Annotated in this window: 16 protein-coding genes and 2 pseudogenes; 10 read left to right on the top strand and 8 right to left on the bottom strand. The window is 71.1% G+C overall.

Annotated elements, in window-relative coordinates:
* Positions 1–51 precede the first annotated feature (51 nt).
* Both OG568_RS38990 and OG568_RS38985 read left to right on the top strand, forming a co-directional pair.
* Positions 52–789, top strand: coding sequence for a FadR/GntR family transcriptional regulator (locus tag OG568_RS38990; RefSeq protein ID WP_266416042.1), 738 nt, complete (start codon positions 52–54; stop codon positions 787–789).
* Between the two features lie 73 nt (positions 790–862).
* The gene (locus tag OG568_RS38985; RefSeq protein ID WP_266416040.1) at positions 863–1579 is read left to right on the top strand and encodes a gamma-glutamyl-gamma-aminobutyrate hydrolase family protein; all 717 of its coding nucleotides are present in this window, start codon (positions 863–865) and stop codon (positions 1577–1579) included.
* Here the strand turns inward: OG568_RS38985 and OG568_RS38980 are convergent.
* On the bottom strand, positions 1548–2513 hold the full coding sequence (locus tag OG568_RS38980; RefSeq protein ID WP_329534929.1) for a phosphotransferase: 966 nt from the start codon (positions 2511–2513) through the stop codon (positions 1548–1550). The genes OG568_RS38985 and OG568_RS38980 overlap by 32 nt on opposite strands.
* A 153-nt stretch (positions 2514–2666) precedes the next feature.
* Positions 2667–3593 carry a LysR family transcriptional regulator gene (locus OG568_RS38975; RefSeq protein WP_329536574.1) on the bottom strand — a complete coding sequence of 309 codons (927 nt, stop codon included), beginning with the start codon at positions 3591–3593 and terminating at the stop codon, positions 2667–2669.
* Positions 3594–3687: 94 nt separating this feature from the next.
* On the opposite strand from OG568_RS38975, the gene OG568_RS38970 reads away from it, so the two are divergent.
* From OG568_RS38970 to OG568_RS38960, 3 genes and pseudogenes are all read left to right on the top strand, one after another.
* Positions 3688–4818 carry a TDT family transporter gene (locus OG568_RS38970; protein WP_329534928.1) on the top strand — a complete coding sequence of 377 codons (1131 nt, stop codon included), beginning with the start codon at positions 3688–3690 and terminating at the stop codon, positions 4816–4818.
* Between the two features lie 147 nt (positions 4819–4965).
* Positions 4966–5232 (top strand): annotated as a pseudogene (locus OG568_RS38965) (SDR family NAD(P)-dependent oxidoreductase); the annotation flags it as partial.
* Positions 5233–5493: 261 nt separating this feature from the next.
* Entirely contained in the window at positions 5494–6603 is a 1110-nt protein-coding gene (locus tag OG568_RS38960) for a PP2C family protein-serine/threonine phosphatase (protein ID WP_329536573.1), read from the top strand.
* Between the two features lie 549 nt (positions 6604–7152).
* Here the strand turns inward: OG568_RS38960 and OG568_RS38955 are convergent.
* Positions 7153–7482: an SDR family NAD(P)-dependent oxidoreductase gene (locus tag OG568_RS38955; protein WP_443077812.1), complete on the bottom strand. Its 330-nt coding sequence runs from the start codon at positions 7480–7482 to the stop codon at positions 7153–7155.
* Here OG568_RS38955 and OG568_RS61530 point away from each other — a divergent pair.
* Positions 7372–8450: pseudogene (locus OG568_RS61530) on the top strand (helix-turn-helix domain-containing protein). The gene OG568_RS38955 and the pseudogene OG568_RS61530 overlap by 111 nt on opposite strands.
* A gap of 102 nt (positions 8451–8552) precedes the next feature.
* Here OG568_RS61530 and OG568_RS38940 read toward each other — a convergent pair.
* The 5 genes from OG568_RS38940 to OG568_RS38920 all read right to left on the bottom strand — a co-directional run bounded on the left by OG568_RS38940 (position 8553) and on the right by OG568_RS38920 (position 14548).
* Positions 8553–9290: a helical backbone metal receptor gene (locus OG568_RS38940; RefSeq protein WP_329534925.1), complete on the bottom strand. Its 738-nt coding sequence runs from the start codon at positions 9288–9290 to the stop codon at positions 8553–8555.
* Positions 9291–9360: 70 nt separating this feature from the next.
* Positions 9361–9942 carry a helix-turn-helix domain-containing protein gene (locus tag OG568_RS38935; protein WP_266416019.1) on the bottom strand — a complete coding sequence of 194 codons (582 nt, stop codon included), beginning with the start codon at positions 9940–9942 and terminating at the stop codon, positions 9361–9363.
* A gap of 420 nt (positions 9943–10362) precedes the next feature.
* A complete protein-coding gene (locus tag OG568_RS38930) occupies positions 10363–10797 on the bottom strand; it encodes a hypothetical protein (RefSeq protein ID WP_329534924.1) in 435 nt (144 codons plus the stop codon).
* Positions 10798–10848: 51 nt separating this feature from the next.
* Complete coding sequence (locus tag OG568_RS38925) at positions 10849–13458, bottom strand: ABC transporter permease/substrate binding protein (RefSeq protein WP_329534923.1); 2610 nt, start codon at positions 13456–13458, stop codon at positions 10849–10851.
* Positions 13451–14548, bottom strand: coding sequence for a quaternary amine ABC transporter ATP-binding protein (locus OG568_RS38920; RefSeq protein ID WP_329534922.1), 1098 nt, complete (start codon positions 14546–14548; stop codon positions 13451–13453). Before OG568_RS38920 ends, OG568_RS38925 begins: the two co-directional genes overlap by 8 nt.
* Positions 14549–14669: 121 nt before the next feature.
* Between OG568_RS38920 and OG568_RS38915 the strand changes: the two genes are divergently transcribed.
* From OG568_RS38915 to OG568_RS38900, 4 genes are all read left to right on the top strand, one after another.
* Positions 14670–15602: a 5'-3' exonuclease gene (locus OG568_RS38915; RefSeq protein WP_266421980.1), complete on the top strand. Its 933-nt coding sequence runs from the start codon at positions 14670–14672 to the stop codon at positions 15600–15602.
* 230 nt (positions 15603–15832) lie between these two features.
* Positions 15833–16681 carry a siderophore-interacting protein gene (locus tag OG568_RS38910; RefSeq protein ID WP_329534921.1) on the top strand — a complete coding sequence of 283 codons (849 nt, stop codon included), beginning with the start codon at positions 15833–15835 and terminating at the stop codon, positions 16679–16681.
* Between the two features lie 281 nt (positions 16682–16962).
* On the top strand, positions 16963–18513 hold the full coding sequence (locus OG568_RS38905) for an amino acid permease (protein WP_329534920.1): 1551 nt from the start codon (positions 16963–16965) through the stop codon (positions 18511–18513).
* A gap of 36 nt (positions 18514–18549) precedes the next feature.
* Positions 18550–19497: an RluA family pseudouridine synthase gene (locus OG568_RS38900; protein ID WP_329534919.1), complete on the top strand. Its 948-nt coding sequence runs from the start codon at positions 18550–18552 to the stop codon at positions 19495–19497.
* Positions 19498–19509: the final 12 nt, after the last annotated feature.

Genomic DNA, 19509 nt, shown 5'->3' with positions numbered 1-19509 from the left:
GAGCCATAAGGTATTGCCGAGAACCATTGCTTGGGAAGGGGGCACGACCAGATGACGCGGGCGGAAGCCGACGGTGGTGTGGACGACCGACTGACGCCGGTGCTGCGGCCGGTGCGGGCGGGCAACGGTTTCGAGGAGGCGCTGGAGCAGATCCTCCAGGTGGTCCGGCTGGGGCTGGTGCCGGGCGGCGGACGGCTGCCCGCGGAGCGGGAGCTGGCGGAGCGGCTGGGGATCAGCCGGGTGACACTGCGCGAGGTGCTCAAGGTGCTCCAGGACCAGGGCCTGGTCGAGTCGCGGCGCGGACGGTACGGCGGCACGTTCGTGGTGCCGCGGGCCGAGACCCCCGGCGAGGACGAGTTGCGGCGCCGGTTCGCCGAGGTCGACATCGAGGACGTACTGCGTTTCCGCGAGGTGCTGGAGGTGGGTGCGGCGGGGCTGTGCGCGACGCACGGGCTCTCCGCGGAGCAGGCCGAGCGGCTGCGTGAGGCGCTGGCCCGCACGCACGAGGCTCCGCTGGCGGACTACCGGCGCCTGGACACCCTGCTCCACCTCACCCTCGCCGAGCTGAGCGGTTCACCGTCGCTGACGGCCCAGTACGCGGCCGTCCGCGCCTCCGTCAATGACCTGCTCGACTGCATCCCCCTCCTGGTCCGCAACCTGGAGCACTCCCAGCGCCAGCACACCGCACTGGTCGAGGCGGTGCTCGACGGAGACGCGGACGGGGCGCGGGAGATGATGCGGGAGCACTGCGCGGGGACGGCGGCGCTCCTGCGGGGTTTCCTGGCGTGAGCAGCCGGCGAGTACCGTACAGAGGTCTTCAAAGGTATGACGGTATTCCATTGGGTCCGACAGGGAGCACGGTGTGGGAGGTACGGGCGGCGTGGGCAGTGTGAGCAGTGCGGGCAGACCGCTGATCGGCGTGAGTACGTATCTGGAGGCCGGGGCGCGCTGGAGTGTGCTGGAGCTGGAGGCCGCGCTGCTGCCGGCCGGCTATCACCGGCTCGTCCAGGCGGCGGGGGGTCTCGCCGCGCTGCTGCCGCCGGACGACCCCTCCCACGCCGCGTCGACCGTCGCCCGTCTCGACGGCCTCGTGATCGCGGGCGGCCCCGATGTGGACCCGGTCCACTACGGCGCCGAGCGCTCCCCGCGGACCGGGCCGCCGGCCGCCGCCCGCGACGCCTGGGAACTCGCCCTGATCCACGCCGCGTTGGCCGCCGGCACCCCGCTCCTCGGCATCTGCCGGGGCATGCAGCTCCTCAACGTCGCCCTCGGCGGCACGCTCGTCCAGCACATCGACGGGCACGTGAAGGACGTCGGGGTCTTCGGGCAGCACGAGGTGACGCCGGTGGCGGGAAGTCTGTACGGGGATGTCGTGCCGGAGACCTGTGCCGTGCCGACGTATCACCACCAGGCGGTCGAACGCCTCGGAGAGGGACTGACGGCCTCGGCCCACGCGCTCGACGGGACGATCGAGGCGATCGAACTCCCCTCCCCCCGCTGGGTGTTGGGTGTGCAGTGGCATCCCGAGATGGGCGAGGACCTGAGGGTCATGCGGGCGTTGGTGCGAGCCGCTTCCTGAGCCAGTCGAGGGCGGCGGCGCCCTGGGCGTGCTGGAAGGCGCGCAGGGTCGGCAGTCCCGGGGGCCCCGGCTGCCGGGACTGCCGGACGAAGTAGCCCGCGAGGGCCGCCAGGGTGGCGGTGACGCCTTCCGGGTCGGCGGCGCGGCCCAGCGGATGGGTGGTGAACACCTCTTCCGGGTCGGGGCCGCCCTGGGCGCGGACGCACGGGAGCATCAGCAGCAGGTCGAACCACGGGGCGGCGCGCACGGCGTGCGGCCAGTCGACGAAGACGACCCTGCCGTCCTTGGCGAGCAGGACGTTGTCCGCGCGCAGATCGGCGTGCGCGAGGGTGTCACCGGCGGCGAACTCGGCCCACGGGGCCGAGAGTTCGGCCAGTTCGCGCAGGTGGGCCGCGGTCCAGGGGTCGAAGCCCTCGCCCTCGGTGTCCCCGGAGTCGATGAGCTGCCGCCATCCCTGGAAGGCGTGGGCCAGGGACTGTGCGGCGGGTGGGGCGTCGAACGGGGCCGGGGTCAGGGTGCGGCTCAGTTCCTCGACGGCGTCGAGCACCCGTCTGAATTCACCCTCGCGCCAAGGGACATGCGGCTGCCGGCCCGCCACGTCCTCGAAGACGAGGGCGACCCAGGTGCCGTCGTCGTAGCTGCCGATGAATCGAGGGGCAGGGGCGCTGGGCGGGAGCGCGGAGGCGTTCCTCGCCTCCGTCCGGTGCAGGGAGGGGCTGTCGGGGTTCGCCTCCGCGCTGACCGCCTTCACGAACGCGCGGCGGTGGTCCGTGGTGGTCACGCGGGCGGCCGCGCCGGGCGAGAAGCCGCCCTCCTGCGTGACGGCCGTCCGCACCGGTGCACCGAGCATGTCCGCGACGGCGTCACGGAGCGAGCGAGGGAGTTCTTCCCAGGGTGTACGCAAGCCCGCGGCAGGCGGGGCGGTCGCAGTCATGCCCCGCATCCTGCGGGGCCCCCGACCCCGCCCGCCACCGATTTCTCCGCCCCGGCCACTTGCTCCGCCCCGGCCGCCGTGAGGCTTTGGGGGCGCGGGGAACTGCGCGATCGGCCCCCACCGGCCCGCAGCCGAAGGAGCGGGCCGGTTCCCCTACAAGCCCCGCGTCAGCGAGAGCAGCTCCCGTGCCGGCCCCGTGGGCCGGTGGCCCGTGGGCCAGACCGCGCGCAGGGCCCGCCGGAGCTGGATGTCGGACAGGGGAATGCTCACCAGCCGATGAGCCGACAGCTCCTCGCCGAGGGCCAGCTCGCTCAGAACGGCGGGCCCCGCCCCACTCACCGCCGCGGCCTTCACCGCCGTCGTCGAGGAGAGCTCGATCAACGGCCGCGCCAACCCGCCCAACGCCGCGTCGAGAACCTGCCGCGTGCCCGACCCCTCCTCCCGGAGGATCAACGGCGTCGCGGCCAGTTCCGCCCCCTCGAGAGCCGCACGGCGCCGGGCCCACGGATGCCCCGGCGCCGTCACCACGATCAGCCGGTCGTGCGCGATGACCGTCGAGTCGAGGGCGGGGGGAACGGACAGTCCCTCCACGAAGCCGAGGTCCGCCTCGCCCGCGAGGAGACGTTCCGCGACGGCCGCCGAGTTCCCGGCGAGCAGCGACACCGCCGTGTCCGGTCGCTGCGCGCGCAGCGCCAGCAGCCAGCCCGGCAGCAGATACTCGGCGATCGTCATGCTCGCCGCCACCCGAAGCCGCGAGTCCCTCCGGTCCCGCAACGCCTGCGCCCCCGCGTCGAACGCCTCCGCCGCCTCCACGACCCGCCGCGCCCAGTCCGTGACCAGCGCCCCGGCGTCCGTGAGCCGCGAGCCCCGGGGCGAGCGGTCGACGAGCGCGACGCCCAGTTGCCGTTCCATGGAGCGGATCCGGCTGCTGGCCGCGGGCTGGGTGATCCCCAGTTCCCGCGCCGCCCGTCCGAGACTCCCGAGTCGCGCCACCGCGAGCAGCAGCTCCAGCGCCCCCAGGTCGGGCACCCGGTGCGCGATCCCGGCCGCGACCGGTTCCCCCGACCGGCCGCCTTCCATCGATCCCTCAGCACTCACACCCATAAACCCAGCTTATGCCCCCATAGACCCGTACTCCCTGGTGGGGACCCCGCAGGCGCGCGACCGTGGAGCCATGGTCACCGTAGCCCAGCCACTCCTACCGACCCCCGCCGCCGAAGTCGGGCGCCTGCGCGCCACCGCCGTACGACACCTCGGCCCGAACTGGTACGCCTCCGTCATGGGCACCGCGATCGTCGCCACGGCGGGCGCCGGACTCCCCGGCGACGTCCCGGGCCTGCGGACTCTCTGCGTGGCGGTCTGGGCCCTGTCGGCCGTCCTGCTCGTGATCCTGCTCGGTGCCCGCGCCCTGCACTGGACGCACCACCGCGACCAGGCCCGCGCCCACCTCCTCGACCCGGCCGTGGCGCCCTTCTACGGCTGTCTGGCGATGGCCCTGCTGGCGGTGGGCGGCGGCGCCCTCGTCGTCGGCCGGGACTGGATCGGGACGCGGGCGGCGGTCACCGTGGACGCCGTACTGTTCACCGCCGGTACGGCCGTCGGCCTCGCCGCCGCCCTGGCCATCCCCTACCTGATGGTCGTACGCCACCGCATCCGCCCCGACCAGGCCACCCCCGTCTGGCTGCTGCCCGTCGTCGCGCCCATGGTGTCGGCCGCCGTCGGGCCGCTCCTCGTGCCCCATCTGCCTCCGGGCCAGCCCCAGGAGACCCTGCTCCTCGGCTGTGTCGCACTGTTCGGGCTGAGCCTGCTGGCCACCTTCGTGATGCTGCCGGTGATCTTCGCCCGGCTCGTCACCGCGGGTCCGCTGCCGCTCGCGCTCACTCCGACGCTGTTCCTCGTGCTCGGCCCGCTGGGCCAGTCCACGACCGCCGTCGGCAAGTTCGCGGACTTCGCGCCGGGCGTCGTACCGGCCCCGTACGACCAGGGCTTCGGAATGCTCGCCGTCCTCTACGGCGTCCCCGTGCTGGGCTTCGCGCTGCTGTGGCTGGGGCTCGCCGGCGCGCTGGTGGTGCGGGCCCACCGGCAGGGCATGGGGTTCGCGATGACGTGGTGGGCGTTCACCTTCCCGGTGGGGACCTGTGTCACCGGCGCCGAGGGCCTGGCCCGGCACACCGGGCTGGTCGCGTTCGACTGGCTCGCGGTCGGCCTGTACGCGCTGCTCGTCGCCGCCTGGTGTGTGGCCGCCGTCCGCACCACGCGCGGCCTGCTCAGCGGCGAGCTGCTCGCAGCACCTAGACAGATGTGACTCCGCTATGGAGGGGCAGTTCCGGACTCCGCCTCACGCCAGTCACGCAGTCCGTGTGGCGCTCATGTCGTACGCGTCCTGGTGGCGTCGGATCTCGGTGCGCTGTTCGGCGGACCAGGCAGCCAGGGGCTCGATGACGCCCTTCCGATGTTCCTCAGGAACATGAACATGCCTTTTGCCGGCACCGGGCTCGTGATTCGCGAAAGCCTGCCCGCGTTGGTCGCCTCGGGCGGCGGCTCGATCGTCAACGTCTCCTCCCTGGCGGCGTGGCAGCGGGAAGCGTGGCTCACCGCGTACGCCTCGTCCAAGATCGCCCTGCACGCGCTCACCCGCCACACCGCCCATGCGTGGGGCCGAAAGAACATCCGTGCCAACGCCGTCGCCCCCGGGGTCGTCCTCACCGAGAACGTCCGTCCATATCCGGAGAACCCAGGCAGGTGCTCGGCGCCCTCGCCGCCACCACCGAGGCCCCCGCGTCCTGAGCCCCGTGTCCCCGGCACGCTCCGAGCGGAGGCGTTCCGGTGCCGGGTGGCGGGCAAGGGACGGCCTTCCACCCGGCGTGTTCGGCGCACAAGGCGCACCGACGGCGCGGGAACGCTGCGACTCATGGTGCGAGCTGCGACTCCCTGCTCGTATCGTGAAGAGGCAGACAGCGGCATGGTGAGCAGGAAAGTCATGGCAGAACCGGCGGTCGACTACGCGGCGGTGTTCCAGGCCCTTCCCGGAGCGGTGGCGCTGGTGACTCCGCAGCTGATCTTCGCGGACGCCAACGCGGAGTTCCTGCGCCTCCGGGGCCTCCCCCGCGAGCAAGTGGTCGGTCGCTTCCTTCCCGAGGAGCAGCCCGAGAACGACTCCGCCGAGCCTCTCCTGCTCAGAGTTCTGGCGTCACTGCGCCGGGCGGTGGACACCGGTGAGCGCAGCATCCTAGCGCTGCAGCGCTACGACAGGGAGGACCACGACCAGCCCGGGGTATGGCACGAGCGGTATTTCAACGTGACCAACATTCCCGTGTTCGGACCTGATGGGCGGATGACGCTGCTGCTGCATCGGCTGGAGGACGTCACCGAACTCATCCGCGCCCGTGAAGTCGCGCTGGCCTTGCAAGAAGCCATGTTGCCCGCTCCTCGCCCGGTCGGCCGGCACCCGGCGGCCGTTCGCTACCGGCCCGCCGCGGAAGCCCTGAACGTGGCCGGCGACTGGTACGACCTGGTCGATCTGCCCGGCGATCGCATCGCCGTCGCCGTCGGTGACGTCGTCGGCCACGGTCTGTACGCGGCCGGCGTCATGGGACAACTGCGCAGCGCGCTCACCGCCGCCTCTCTCGTCCCCGAAGGCCCCGCCCGCGCGCTGGAAGTCCTCGGGCTGTACGCCCGCACCGTCGACGGCGCCGAGAACACCACCGTGGCGACGGCATTCGTCGACTGGGAGAACCACGCCATCACCTACAGCAGCGCCGGCCACCCCCCGCCAGCGCTCCTCCAGAGGGACGGGATCGTCGAGTTCCTGGACCAGGCCACCGACCCGCCACTGGCCGCCCGCCCTCAACACGGCCCCCGGACCCAGGCCGTCGCGGCCTTCCGCGAGGGCGCCGTCCTCGTGCTTTACACGGACGGTCTGATCGAACGCCGCGGCGAAGACATCGACATGGGCCTTGCCCGGCTCGCCGACTCCCTGGCCCGCCACCAGGCAGACGATCCCGAAGCTCTCGCCGACGCCGTGCTCACCGACCTACTCCCACCTGGTGACGCCACCGACGACACCGCCCTGGTCATCGTGCGCCTGTGAACCTGGCCCGCCACGTTCGCCCGCTCGGCCGCGGATACGTCACGTGGCGGCAGGCGCAGGGCCCGAGGTCTCGCGTCTGGGCCTCGGCTGCACGAACCACGGGGAACCACGGGTGCCGAGTCGGTGGCCGGCCACGCGACAGCGCGCCGACTTCGCAGGTCAGCGGGGGCGCCGCGCCGCGACTGGGTCGTGAAGCCGGGGTCCGGACGCGTCGACTACGCCGTCCGACCGCAGATGGATAGCAGTCTGTGCGTTCGGGCGGGATATCGGCCCCGGACAAGCAGGCAGCTCGGGCGGCGTTGTGGGCCTCGCGTGTGTTTCGTAGTGCCTCGCGCATGGAGGCTGCGCAGCCTGTGAACACATGCCAGCCGCCTTGGCCAGGACGGTCCGTGTTGCTTGTCGGAACGGTCACTTGAAAGTACGGGTCGTTCATGGCGCATCGGTTTCCGTCATCATTGGTCGCGGTCATTGTCCGCGCGCGGGTCGGGGTGCCCCGGCCGGGCACTCCTGGTGCTCCGGATCGAGCGGCTCGTGCCGGGTGGCCGGTCGTCAGGGCACGGTGTAGCAGCCGTCGACGGGCAGCGCGATGCCGGTGACGAAACTCGCCTTGTCCGAGCAGAGCCAGACCACGGCGTCGGCGATCTCCTCTGCGCGGGCGATCCGCCCCAGGGGGTGGGCGGCGCCGAGAGACTTGCGCTGATCCGCGTCCAGGGCCGCGATCATCGGGGTGTCCACCAGGCCGGGGCATACGGCGTTGACGCGGACGCCGTGGGGCGCGGCCTCGAGTGCCGAGCTCTTGGTCATGGCGATCTCGGCGGCCTTGGTGGCCGCGTAGCCGGAGTACCCGGGGACGCCGATCAGTCCGGCGCCGGAGGACATGTTCACAATCGCCCCGGAGCCCTGCGCCAGCATGTTCCCGAGCCCGATATCCGGGACTTCCTGCGGACACGCCGGGCCCGCATCACCCCGGAACAAGCCGGTCTTCCCCCGCACCCGGGCGTACGCCGGGTGCCCGGTCTCAGGCGCGAGGAAGTCGCCCAGTTGGCCGGAGTCAGCGTGGACTACTACGTACGGCTGGAACGCGGACGCAGCACGAGTGTCTCGGCTGCCGTCCTGGACGCCGTCGCTCGTGCACTGCAACTGAACGACACCGAGCGTAACCATCTGTTCGCCCTGGCCAACCCCACCCGGCAGCGCCCGCATCCGAGAGCAGGCCAGCGTGCCCGCCCCGGGCTGCTGCGGGCACTGGCGAACATCGCCGACATTCCGGCTCTGCTACTGGGGCACCGCCTGGACGTTCTGGCCACCAATCACCTGGCCCGCGCGTTCTACCGTGATTTCGAGGGCCTACCGGACCGCGAGTGGAACATGGCCCGCTACATGTTCCTCGACGCCGCGGCCCGCGATCTCTACGTCGACTGGCTCGCCACCGCCCGCGAGATCGTGGGCATGCTGCACCTGTATGCCAGCCACCATCCGCGCGACCCCCGGCTCGCCCAGCTGGTCGCGAACTGTCCGTCGCCGACCGGGACTTCCGACGGTGGTGGGCGGAACACGACGTATACCAGCCCAAGTACGGCTCCAAGCGCTACCACGACCCACTCGTCGGGGACCTCACTCTTGGCTTCGAAGCCTTCACACCCGCAGGAGACCCCGACCAGACGCTCGGCCTGTACACCGTCGAACCCGGATCACCGTCAGAAAACGCCCTGCACATGCTCGCCGGCTGGACCGCGGACAGCACGCGCACATCCAGCCCGAAGAAACCGCCGGCCATGAGCACTGACACAACCCCTCACCCCCCTGCCGTTCGGCACTGTGCCGACGAACGCGGTGGGTGCGGCTAGGGCCGAGGCGCGGAGTACCACAACCGCGCCAGATCGGACGGGGACTCACGGGGAACTCCAGTGACTGTCAGAGCAAGCGGGCACTATCCGTCGAAGTCGGCGTCACGCAGCTCGCAGCGCCTCGCTGAGCGCACCCGGCGCCTGCGCCAGCGACGGTCCGTACCAGGTCAGCAGTCGGCCGTCGACGAGCGCGCAGGGCACCCCCTCGAACGCCTCGGGTCCGTCGTCGACGGTGAAGCAGTACGGCTCGTCGGGCAGCACCACGAGATCGGGGGCCGCGGCCCGGAGTTCGGGCAGGGGGATGCGGGGGTAGCGGTCGGCGTGGTGGGCGTACACGTTGTCGACGCCCAGGCGCGCCAGGACGTCCCCCGCGAACGTGTCCCGGCCGAGGACCATCCAGGGGCGCCGCCAGATGGGCACGATCGCGGTCGTAAGACGCTCGGGAGCGGGCGGCCGCGCCCACGCGGCCTGCGCCTCGTCCAGCCAGCGGGGGCGGGTCCGCGCGCCGCACGCGTCCAGCACCCGCGTCAGCTCGCGGAAGGCCCCCGGCACATCGCGGACCTCCGTGACCAGCACCTCGACTCCCGCCTCCCGCAGGGCCGCCAGGTCGGGCTCGCGGTTCTCCTCCTCGTTGGCGATCACCAGGTCCGGGGCGAGTCGTACGATCCGGTCGACCGCGGGGTTCTTGGTACCGCCGACACGCACGACGTCGAGGTCCGGCGGATGGCTGCACCAGTCGGTCGCGCCGACCAGGGCGCCGGGCACGGTGACGGCCACGGCCTCGGTCAGCGAGGGCACGAGGGAGACGACACGCCGCACTCCGGCGGCCCCTCTAGGCATGGCGGGAGGTCTCGGGCATGGCAGCAGTATCGCAGCGGCCCGCGATCGCGGCGGCCCGCGCGGGAACGGCTCAGCGTCTGCCGAAGGTCTGGCGGTCCTCCACCGCCTCGATGTGGTCGGCTACCTCGACCACGACCACCCGGGTGTCCGGCACGGTCGCCCGCCACCGGTGGCGCACCCCGCCGGTGAGGTACAGCGTGTCGCCGCGCCCCAGTCGGTGGGCACGCCCCTCCGCCTCGACCTCGACGGCGCCGTCGGCCACGTACATCAACTTGTCGTTGCGGTGCTGGAGTTCGCGGCCCTCCTCGTGGTCACCGGTGAACTCTGTGGCGTGCAACTGGTGGTGACCGCGCACCAGGGGGCGCATATGGGCCTCGGGAGTGAACTCGGCGCCCGCCTCGGCGCGCACGACATCGACGCTGCACGCCGGGTCGGCCGCGGCGAGCAGCTCGACGGCGGTGGTACCCAGGGCGTCGGCGACCCGCTCCAGGGAGCTCTGGCTGGGCCGGGCCCGTTCGTTCTCGACCTGGCTGAGGAAGGGCACCGACAGGCCGCTGCGCTCGGCCACGACGGCGAGCGTGAGCTCCAGTGCCCGGCGCCGCCGCCGGACGGCCGCACCCACCCGAAGGGGCTGTTCTTTGTGGTCGCCCATCGCTTCGGCTCCCTCCCACGCGTCGTCGGTCCACTGCTTCGGTCTGCCGCTTCGGCTGCCGCTCGGGCTGCTGCTTCGGCGCACAACTTCTGATGAGTTGTTTGCACCCTACGCATGTTCGGCAAACCGTTTCATGCACCCGTCACATCGCTGACACATCGGAGGTGGGTGAGGGTCACAATTCGCGCCAATAGACGAGTTGTCCCGACTCCCCCGGCGCCGAGCCCCCTCGCGGGACGAAAAGGCTGACCAGCGGGGCCGGATGCCCCTCCGGGTCGATGAGCGGAGTCACGGAGGGACCTGCGATGGCACGGCTGCGGCCGTGGGTGCGGATGGTCAGCCGATCAGCCCGCCCGGTCGTCGGATCATAGACGTACGCCCGCCGACGCCCACAGCCCTCGCATCACTGCTGACCATCCGTCAGAACTGGTCGCCCGCCGTCGAGTTCGACGAGCGGGTGGCCGCCGATACCGGCGCGCACACCCCGGGACTCCAGGGCGCGCTCCGGCCGCCGGTCGGGGGTCGCGTACCAGGTCGTGAAGTCCCTGAGGATGGCGCGGAGTTCACGGACGGTGGCGCAGCATGCTCGGTGTCACCGGTGAGCTCGACCGTGCCGTCGTGCACGGAGGTGATGTCCGGGGCGCCCTCGACGCGGCGCGAGAGGGTGCGCGGCGCGTCGAACGCGTGGGCGGCGTTCCCGGACGGCAGGGCTTCCGTTTCGGCGTGGCCGCGTACGGCGATGTGGTTGTCCGGATCCTTTTCGTACGCAAGGACGTATCCGCCACGATCGTCGGCGGCGAGCACGGCCCGGCTGGTACCCGCGCCGAAGCCGAAAGGGGTGGCTGTCGGTCGCACGGGACCGGGTCCCGTGCGACCGACGGCCACCCCTCGCCGCACGCCCTTCGGCTACTGCGGCGTCATCCGCTCCACCACGTCCGGGTGCTCCTTCAGCCACGCCGCGACGGCCGCCTCCTCATGGCCCTGGCCGCGCTGCTTGATCTCGCTCTCCAGGGTGCCGAGTTCGGTCTCGCTCATCCTGAAGTTCTTGACCCATGCGGTGAGCTGCGGGTACTGCTCGGGGAACTTCTTGCTGGAGACGGTCCGGATCGTGTTCCCCTCGCCGAAGAGCTTCTTGTCGTCGGTGAGCTTGGTGAGCTCGTACTCGCTGTACGCCCAGTGCGGGGACCACAGGACGACGGCGACCGGCTGCTTCTTGGCGTACGCGCGCTTCAGCTCGGCCAGCATCGCGGGCGTGGAGCCGTCGACGACCTTGTACTCCTTGTCCAGGCCGTAGCCGGGAAGCACCTTCGTCTTCAGGAGGTTCATCTCGCCGGTGCCAGGCTCGATGCCGATGATCCGGCCGCCGAAGGTGCCCGCCTTGCCCTTGAGGTCCGCGAGGGACTTGACGTCCTTCACGTACGAGGGCACGGCGATCTCCAGAGAAGTCGGCCGGTACCAGGTGCCCAGGTCTCTCAGGTCGTTCTTGTGCTGGTCCCAGTAGTTCGACTGGGCGTACGGAAGCCAGGCGTCGAAGTTGAGATCCAGGTCACCGGAGGCGAGGCCGGTGTAGACGGGGCCGACGTCCATCTGCTTGAGGTTCAGCTGGTAGCCGCGCCGCGCCAGGACGTCCTTCCAGAGGTACGTCACGGCGACGTCCTCGTCCCAGGGGAACCAGGCCACGTCCAGCGGGCGCTTCGTCTCGGCGGCGGCCGCGGCGCTCTTGACCGGGGCCAGCTTGTCGACGACTCCGGGGTTCCGCTTCAGCCAGGCGCGCACCGCGTCCTGCTGCTTGCCCTTGCCCACCTTGTTGATCTCCGCCTCGAGACCCGTGAGCTGCTTCTCGGTCATCCTGAAGTTCTTCAGCCACTGCCCGACGACCGGGTTGTCCTGCGCGAAGCCCTTGCGGGAGAGCGTGTGCACGCCGTCGCCCTTGCCCCAGGCGGCCCGCGGGTCCTTGAGCTTCTTCAAGTCGTAGTCGCTGTACGCCCAGTGCGGAGACCAGAGGGTGACGACGATCGGCTCCTTCTTGGCGTACGCGCGCTTCAGCTCGGCCAGCATGGCGGGCGTGGAGCTGTCGACGACCTTGTACTCCTTGTCGAGGCCGTAGTCCTTCAGGACCTTGCTCTTGAGCAGGCCCATCATTCCGGCGCTGGACTCGATGCCGGTGATCTTGCCACCGAAGGTGCCGGCCTTGCCCTTGAGGTCCGCCAGGGAGTCGACGCCCTTCATGTACGAGGGGACGCTCAGCTCCAGTGAGGTGGGGCCGTACCAGGAGCCCAGGTCGTCGAGCCTGCTGCCGTACTTCTTCCAGTACTGCTCATGGGTGGTCGGCAGCCAGGAGTCCGTCTGGAAGTCGATGTCGCCCTGGGCGAGGGAGGTGTACAGCGGGCCCGCGTCGAACTGCTTGGCGTCGACCTGGAAACCGCGCTCCTCGAGGATCTCCTTCCACAGGAAGGTGGACGCGACGCCCTCGTCCCAGGGGATGTACCCGATGGTGATCTTCTTGCCCTGGCCGACGTTCTCGCCGTCCGCCGCGGTGGACGACGTGCTCGAACCGCCGAAGACGCCCATGCCGCCCGCGACCAGCGCGAGCACCACGACGCCGATCACGGCGACGGCCGCGCGGGGGCGGTAGGACCAGATCTTCAGGCCCTGCGCGGCACGCAGTCTGGCGGCGGCGCGGCGGCCGAGCGGGGAGACCTGGATGCCCAGGGCGCTGGTCATGCGGTCCAGGTAGATCGCCAGGACGACGATGGCGACGCCCGCCTCGGAGCCGAGGCCGACGTTCAGCTGACCGATGGCCTCGTTGACGTCGCCGCCAAGGCCGCCGGTGCCGACCATGCCCGCGATGGCGGCCATGGACAGGCCCAGCATGATGACCTGGTTGACGCCCGCCATGACGGTCGGCAGGGCCAGCGGCAGCTGGATGCGCAGCAGGGTGTCGCGGGGCGTGGTGCCGAACGCGTCGGCGGCCTCGACGAGTTCCTTGTCGACCTGGCGGATACCCAGCTCGGTCATGCGGACGCCGGGCGCCAGCGCGAAGATCAGGGTGGCCACGATGCCGGCCGGGGCGCCGGTGCCGAAGAACAGGATCGCCGGGATGAGGTAGATCATCGCGGGCAGCGTCTGCATGAAGTCCAGCACCGGGCGGACGATGCCGCTGACCCGGTCGGAGCGCGCCGCCCAGATGCCCACGGGCACCGAGACGACGAGCGCGATGATCGTGGCGACGAGGACCAGCGAGAGGGTCACCATCGCGTCCTCCCACAGTTCGAGGGAGTCGATGAAGGCGAATCCCACGAAGGTGAGGACACCGGCGGAAGTACCGCGCAGCCAGAACGCGATCACCGCGAAGATGCCCGCGAGGAGCAGCGGTTCGGGGGCCTGGAGGACGGCGTCGATGCCGTCGTACGTGCCCTGGAAGACGGTCTTGAAGAAGTCGAAGAGCCACGCCATGTGGTTCAGCAGCCAGTCGACGGCGCTGTTGACCCAGTCGCCGAACGGGATCCTAGGCACCGGCCGTCACCACCTTGTCGCCCTTGCCGCCCTTGTCGCGCGGTGTGGCGCAGGCGGTGGGTTCGCCCTGCTGGTCGCCGAGGAATCCGACGAGCCGCTGCCGCGGGACCACGCCCACGAGTCGGCGCTGTGCGTCGAGGACCGCGACCGGGTGCGTGAGACGCGCGCTGATCGCGCAGAGGTCCACGAAGGGGGTGTCGGGCGTGGCGGTCTCGCAGTCGCAGTCCGCCTCGTCGCCGCGGATGCCGGTGTCCATGACGGCCCCGGCGGTCAGGACCCGGGAGCGGTCGACGTCCTGGGTGAAGGACGCGACGTAGTCGTCCGCCGGGCGCACGAGGATGTCCTCGGCGGTGCCGATCTGGACGATGCGGCCGTCGCGCATGACGGCGATCCGGTCGCCGAGGCGCATCGCCTCGTTGAGGTCGTGGGTGATGAAGACGATGGTCTTCTTGAGCTTCTTCTGGAGCTCGATCAGCTGGTCCTGCATGTCGCGGCGGATCAGCGGGTCGAGCGCGCTGAACGACTCGTCCATCAGCAGCAGATCGGCGTCGGTGGCGAGCGCGCGGGCGAGGCCGACGCGCTGCTGCATACCGCCGGACAGCTCGTCGGGCCAGGACTTCTCCCAGCCTGCGAGTCCGGCCAGTTCCAGGGCCCTGGTGGCGCGTTCCGCGCGCTCGGCGCCGGGTACGCCCTGGACCTCCAGGCCGTAGGCCGCGTTCTCCAGGACGCTGCGGTGCGGAAAGAGCGCGAAGTGCTGGAAGACCATGCTGATCTTCTTCGAGCGGACCTCGCGCAGCGCGCGGGCGCTGAGCGCGGTCAGGTCCTGGCCGTCGAAGCGCACCTGGCCCGCGGTGGGTTCCAGGAGTCCGTTGAGCATGCGCAGGAGGGTGGACTTGCCGGATCCGGACAGGCCCATGACGACGAAGATCTGGCCGGGTTCCACCGTGAAGGACGCGTCGATCACGGCGGCGGTGGTGCCGTCGGCGCGCAGTTCCTCACGGTCGGCTCCCTGACGGAGCCGTTCCACCGCGGCGTCGGGTCGTCTCCCGAACACCTTGTACAAATGCTCGGCCTCAAGCCTGGATGACACGTGTGCCTCTCGATCGGACAGTTGAAAAAGCAACCGGGTTTGTCCCGATGCCGCGCCTGCCCCCGCTTACACGGAGCAAACACAGGAGTGGTCCAGGTCACTGTCAGTGCCGTACGGCATGATGCGAGGCGTGACCAGACGCCTGATGCTGCTCGACACCGCTTCCCTGTACTTCCGGGCCTACTTCGGGGTCCCCGACTCGGTGAAGGCCCCGGACGGCACGCCCGTGAACGCCGTGCGCGGGCTGCTCGACTTCATCGACCGGCTGGTCAAGGACCATCGCCCCGATGACCTGGTGGCCTGCATGGACGCGGACTGGCGCCCGCAGTGGCGGGTCGACCTGATCCCCTCGTACAAGGCGCATCGCGTCGCCGTGGAGACCGAGGCCGGCCGGCCGGACGAGGAGGAGGTGCCGGACACGCTCTCCCCGCAGGTGCCGGTCATCGAGGAGGTCCTCGACGCGCTGGGCATCGCGCGCGTGGGGGTCGAGGGGTACGAGGCGGACGATGTGATCGGCACCTTCACGGGGCGCGCCGACGGCCCGGTCGACATCGTCACCGGCGACCGCGACCTCTACCAACTCGTCGACGACAAGCGGGGGGTGCGCGTCCTGTATCCCCTCAAGGGCGTGGGCACGCTCCAGCTCACCGACGAGACCTGGCTGCGCGAGAAGTACGGGGTCGACGGCAGCGGATACGCGGATCTGGCGCTGCTGCGCGGCGACCCGAGCGACGGTCTGCCGGGGGTGCCGGGGATCGGCGAGAAGACGGCGGCCAAGCTGCTCGACCAGTTCGGCGACCTGGCCGCGATCATGGCCGCGGTCGACGATCCGAAGGCGAAGCTGACGCCTTCTCAGCGCAAGCGGCTCGACGAGTCGCGGCCGTATGTCGCCGTCGCGCCCAAGGTCGTACGGGTCGCCGGTGACGTTCCCCTGCCGGACGTCGACACGGCGCTGCCGCACACGCCGCGCGACCCGGCCGCACTGGAGGAGCTGGCCGCGCGCTGGGGTCTGGGCGGATCGCTGCAGCGGTTGCTCACCACGCTCGGCGACTGAGTCGACCCGGTCGGCCGAATCAACCAAGGAGGGCGGGAAGTAGCATTCTCATCTCTTGAGAATGCTACTCTCAATTTAGGGTAGCCTTACTCGTAGAGCGGGACTCGACCCCTCCCACCGCGCGACCCCAGCCCCACTGTGGGGGACTCAGGAGCTTCTCACGCGGGGGGTGTTAACTGGGGGGAGATGCTAACTTAGGTAAGCCTAAGCGAGTGAACGAGGAGGCCGTCATGGCAGAGCGTCCGGCACGCAGGTCCAGGAAGCCCCACTCCGCGCGCGTCGTGCGGACCGAGCGGTTGACTCCCCATATGCAGCGTGTCGTGCTGGGCGGCGAGGGCCTCGCCGAGTTCACCGCGGGCACCAGCACCGATCACTATGTGAAGTTGCTGTTCGCCCCGGAGGGTGTCACCTACGCCGAGCCCTTCGACATGGAGCGGATCCGCGAGGAACTCCCGCGCGAGCAGTGGCCGGTGACCCGCACGTACACCGTGCGCGCCTGGGACCCCGAACTGCGCGAGCTGACGCTCGACTTCGTGGTGCACGGCGACGAGGGCCTGGCCGGGCCGTGGGCGGCGCGCGTCCAACCGGGCGAGGTCGTGCGGTTCATGGGTCCGGGTGGCGCCTACGCGCCCGACGCGAGCGCCGACTGGCATCTGCTCGCCGGTGACGAGAGCGCGCTGCCCGCGATCAGTGCCGCGCTGGAGGCGCTGCCGGACGGCGCCGTGGCCCGCGCCTTCGTGGAGATCTCCGGGCGCGAGGAGGAGCAGAAGATCGACTCCGACGTGGAGGTCGTCTGGCTGCACCGCGGCGACCGGCCCATCGGCGAGGCGCTGGTGGAGGCCGTCCGCGCCCTCGACTTCCCGGCGGGCCGGGTGCACGCGTTCGTGCACGGCGAGGCGGGCTTCGTGAAGGAGCTGCGGCGGCTGCTGCGGGTCGAGTGCGAGATCCCGCGCGAGGACCTGTCGATCTCCGGCTACTGGCGCCTCGGGCACAACGAGGACGGCTGGCAGGCGAGCAAGCGGGACTGGAACGCGCAGGTGGAGGCGGAGCAGGAGGCGACCGCGCCGACCGCCTCCTGACTCCCGCCCCTCGGCTCATACGGAGCGCTGGTACGACCTGAACGTACGGATCGACAGCCACACCGCCGCCACGGCCTTGATGGTCACCTCCATGGAGGGGAACTGGTACGCGGGCGTCGGGGCAGTGCCTCTTTCCCCGGCAAGGACGTGAGGAGTTAGGCCCGCCGCGGATACGGCCGCGTCACGCGGGCGAAACAGGGTCTCCCTAATTTCTGTCACCCGACAGGAATTCGGCTCACCCCCGTTCCGCCCACCCTTCCGCGCCGAAGGCAGGTGCCGCCGTGACCACCACCGCCCCCTCCGACGTACGCCCCGATCCACCGGAGTCCTCCGGCGACCGCTCGCTGGCCGAGTTCGGTTACCGCCAGGAGCTGCACCGCAGCCTCGGCCGGTACGCCTCGTTCGCCGCCGGTTTCTCCTTCATCTCCGTCCTGACGACCGTCTTCCAGTTCTTCGCCTTCGGGTACGCGTTCGGCGGCCCCGTCTTCTTCTGGACGTGGCCGGCCGTGCTGGTGGGCCAGTTGACGGTCGCCGCCTGCTTCGCGGAGCTCGCCGCGCGCTATCCGATCTCCGGCGCGATCTACCAGTGGTCCTCCCGTCTGTCGAACCTCTCCTTCGGCTGGTTCGCCGGCTGGATCATGGTGATCGGTCAGATCGTGGTGGTCGCGGCGGCGGCGCTCGCTCTGCAGATGGTGCTGCCCGCGATCTGGTCGGGCTTCCAGCTGGTCGGCAGCGATCCGACCCCCACCAGCCCCGACGGCGCGGCCAACGCGGCGGTCCTCGGCGTGATCCTGCTCGTGCTGACCACGCTGGTGAACGTCATCGACAACCGTGTGATGTCCCTGATCAACCGGATCGGCGTCACCGCGGAGATCATCGGCGCCGTCCTGATCATCGTGCTCCTGCTCACCCACTCCGAGCGCTCCCCCGGCATCACCTTCCACACCGGCGAGGGCGGTACCGGCCTGTTCGGGGCGCTGATGGTGGGCTCGTTCATGGCCGCGTACGTCATGATCGGCTTCGACAGCGCCGGTGAGATGAGCGAGGAGACCCACAACCCGCGCCGCACCGCGCCCCGCACGATCCTCACCGCGCTCGGCGCGGCGGGTCTGCTCGGCGGGCTGATCGTGCTCGGCGGACTGCTCGCCGCGCCGAGCCTCACCGACGGCCGTCTCGGCGTCGACGGCCTGAGCTACGTCCTGACCAGCAGCCTCGGTGACGGGGTCGGCCGCGCACTGCTCGCCGACGTCGTGGTGGCCATCGCGGTGGCGACCCTGGCGATCCAGACCGCCGCCTGCCGCATGCTCTTCTCGATGGCCCGCGACCACCAGCTCCCCTTCTCCCGCCGCCTCGCCCAGGTCAACCCGCGCACCGGTATGCCGGGCGCCCCCGCCCTGGTCGTGGGCGTCCTCGCCGCCGCCCTGCTGCTGCTCAACTTCGCCTCCCCGGACGCCTTCCTGGCGATCGGCACCACCTGCATCGTGATGCTGTACCTGGCGTACGCGATGGTGACCGGTCCGCTGCTGATCCGCCGGCTGCGCGGGGAGTTCACCGCCGACGGCACCGACGAGACGGGCGCCCCGCTCTTCTCGCTGGGCCGCTGGGGCGTCCCCGTCAACGCGATCGCCCTCCTCTACGGCCTCTTCATGACCGTCAACCTCGCCTGGCCGCGGGCGGCGGTGTACGACCCGGCGGGCGGGCACTGGTACTTCCAGTGGTTCACGGTGCTGTTCCTGGGCCTGACCCTGGTCGCGGGCGCCGCGTACCGGGCCTACCGGGCGCGGACACCGGCGGCGAAGACGCCCGAGGTGGTCCCGGCCTCGTACGCCTGAGCCCCTCCCCTGCCCGAGCCTCGTACGCTTGACCAGGTGAGACGCAAGCCCCGGATCCCGCCCTCCCCCCTGCCGCAGCGCGACGGAGTCGACCCCGTGCGGGTCAGGCTGCCGCGGGACGGGGGGTGGGCCACCGTGCGGGAGCATCTGGTGGAGCGGCTCGCGGCGGGGCCCGGGGTGATCGACGGGATGTTCGGGGACGGACTGATCGTCGGCGCCGACGGGCGTCCGGTGGCCCCCGACACGGCGTACGAGCCGGGGATGTTCGTGTGGTTCCACCGGGAGCTGCCCGACGAGGAGCCGGTCCCGTTCGCCCTCGACGTGGTGTACCGGGACGAGCACATCGTCGTCGCCGACAAGCCGCACTTCCTCGCCACCACCCCGCGCGGGGGCCATGTCGCCGAGACCGCGCTGGCCCGGCTGCGACGGGAGCTCGAGCTGCCGACGATCGGCGCCGCGCACCGGCTGGACCGCCTCACCGCCGGGCTCGTGCTGTGCACCGTGCGGCCCGAGGAGCGCGGCGCCTACCAGACGCTGTTCCGCGACCGGCTGGTCCGCAAGGAGTACGAGGCGGTGGCCCCGTACGACGCGGGGCTCGCGCTGCCGCGGACGGTCCGCAGCCGGATCGTGAAGGAGCGCGGGGTGATGGCCGCGTGCGAGGTGCCGGGCGAGCCGAACGCCGTCACGGAGGTCGAACTCACCGACCACCGCGACGGACTCGGGCGCTACCGCCTGCTCCCGCACACCGGGCAGACCCATCAACTACGCGTGCACATGACCGCGTTGGGCGTGCCGATCCTCGGTGATCCGCTCTACCCGGTGGTGACCGGCCCCGTACCGGCCGGTGACTTCCGGCGTCCACTCCAACTGCTGGCGCGGGTACTGGAGTTCACCGATCCGATCACGGGGCGCGCACACCGGTTCGTCAGCGAGCGGGTGCTGCGGGCCTGGTCCTCGTACGACGACTGGGCCCAGGAGGCGTGATCGTCGGCGACC

It is taken from the genome of Streptomyces sp. NBC_01450 (assembly GCF_036227505.1).
Classification (GTDB): domain Bacteria; phylum Actinomycetota; class Actinomycetes; order Streptomycetales; family Streptomycetaceae; genus Streptomyces.
This window is presented reverse-complemented; position numbering and strand designations above follow the sequence as displayed.

Bases quoted from the DNA above. Each gene is read 5' to 3' on its own strand.
- OG568_RS38960 (WP_329536573.1), top strand. From the start codon at position 5,494: ATGGCAGAACCGGCGGTCGACTACGCGGCGGTGTTCCAGGCCCTTCCC.
- OG568_RS38990 (WP_266416042.1), top strand. From the start codon at position 52: ATGACGCGGGCGGAAGCCGACGGTGGTGTGGACGACCGACTGACGCCG.
- OG568_RS38910 (WP_329534921.1), top strand. From the start codon at position 15,833: ATGGCAGAGCGTCCGGCACGCAGGTCCAGGAAGCCCCACTCCGCGCGC.
- OG568_RS38940 (WP_329534925.1), bottom strand. From the start codon at position 9,290: ATGCCTAGAGGGGCCGCCGGAGTGCGGCGTGTCGTCTCCCTCGTGCCC.
- OG568_RS38970 (WP_329534928.1), top strand. From the start codon at position 3,688: ATGGTCACCGTAGCCCAGCCACTCCTACCGACCCCCGCCGCCGAAGTC.
- OG568_RS38935 (WP_266416019.1), bottom strand. From the start codon at position 9,942: ATGGGCGACCACAAAGAACAGCCCCTTCGGGTGGGTGCGGCCGTCCGG.
- OG568_RS38955 (WP_443077812.1), bottom strand. From the start codon at position 7,482: ATGTCCTCCGGCGCCGGACTGATCGGCGTCCCCGGGTACTCCGGCTAC.
- OG568_RS38980 (WP_329534929.1), bottom strand. From the start codon at position 2,513: ATGACTGCGACCGCCCCGCCTGCCGCGGGCTTGCGTACACCCTGGGAA.
- OG568_RS38975 (WP_329536574.1), bottom strand. From the start codon at position 3,593: ATGGAAGGCGGCCGGTCGGGGGAACCGGTCGCGGCCGGGATCGCGCAC.
- OG568_RS38915 (WP_266421980.1), top strand. From the start codon at position 14,670: ATGCGAGGCGTGACCAGACGCCTGATGCTGCTCGACACCGCTTCCCTG.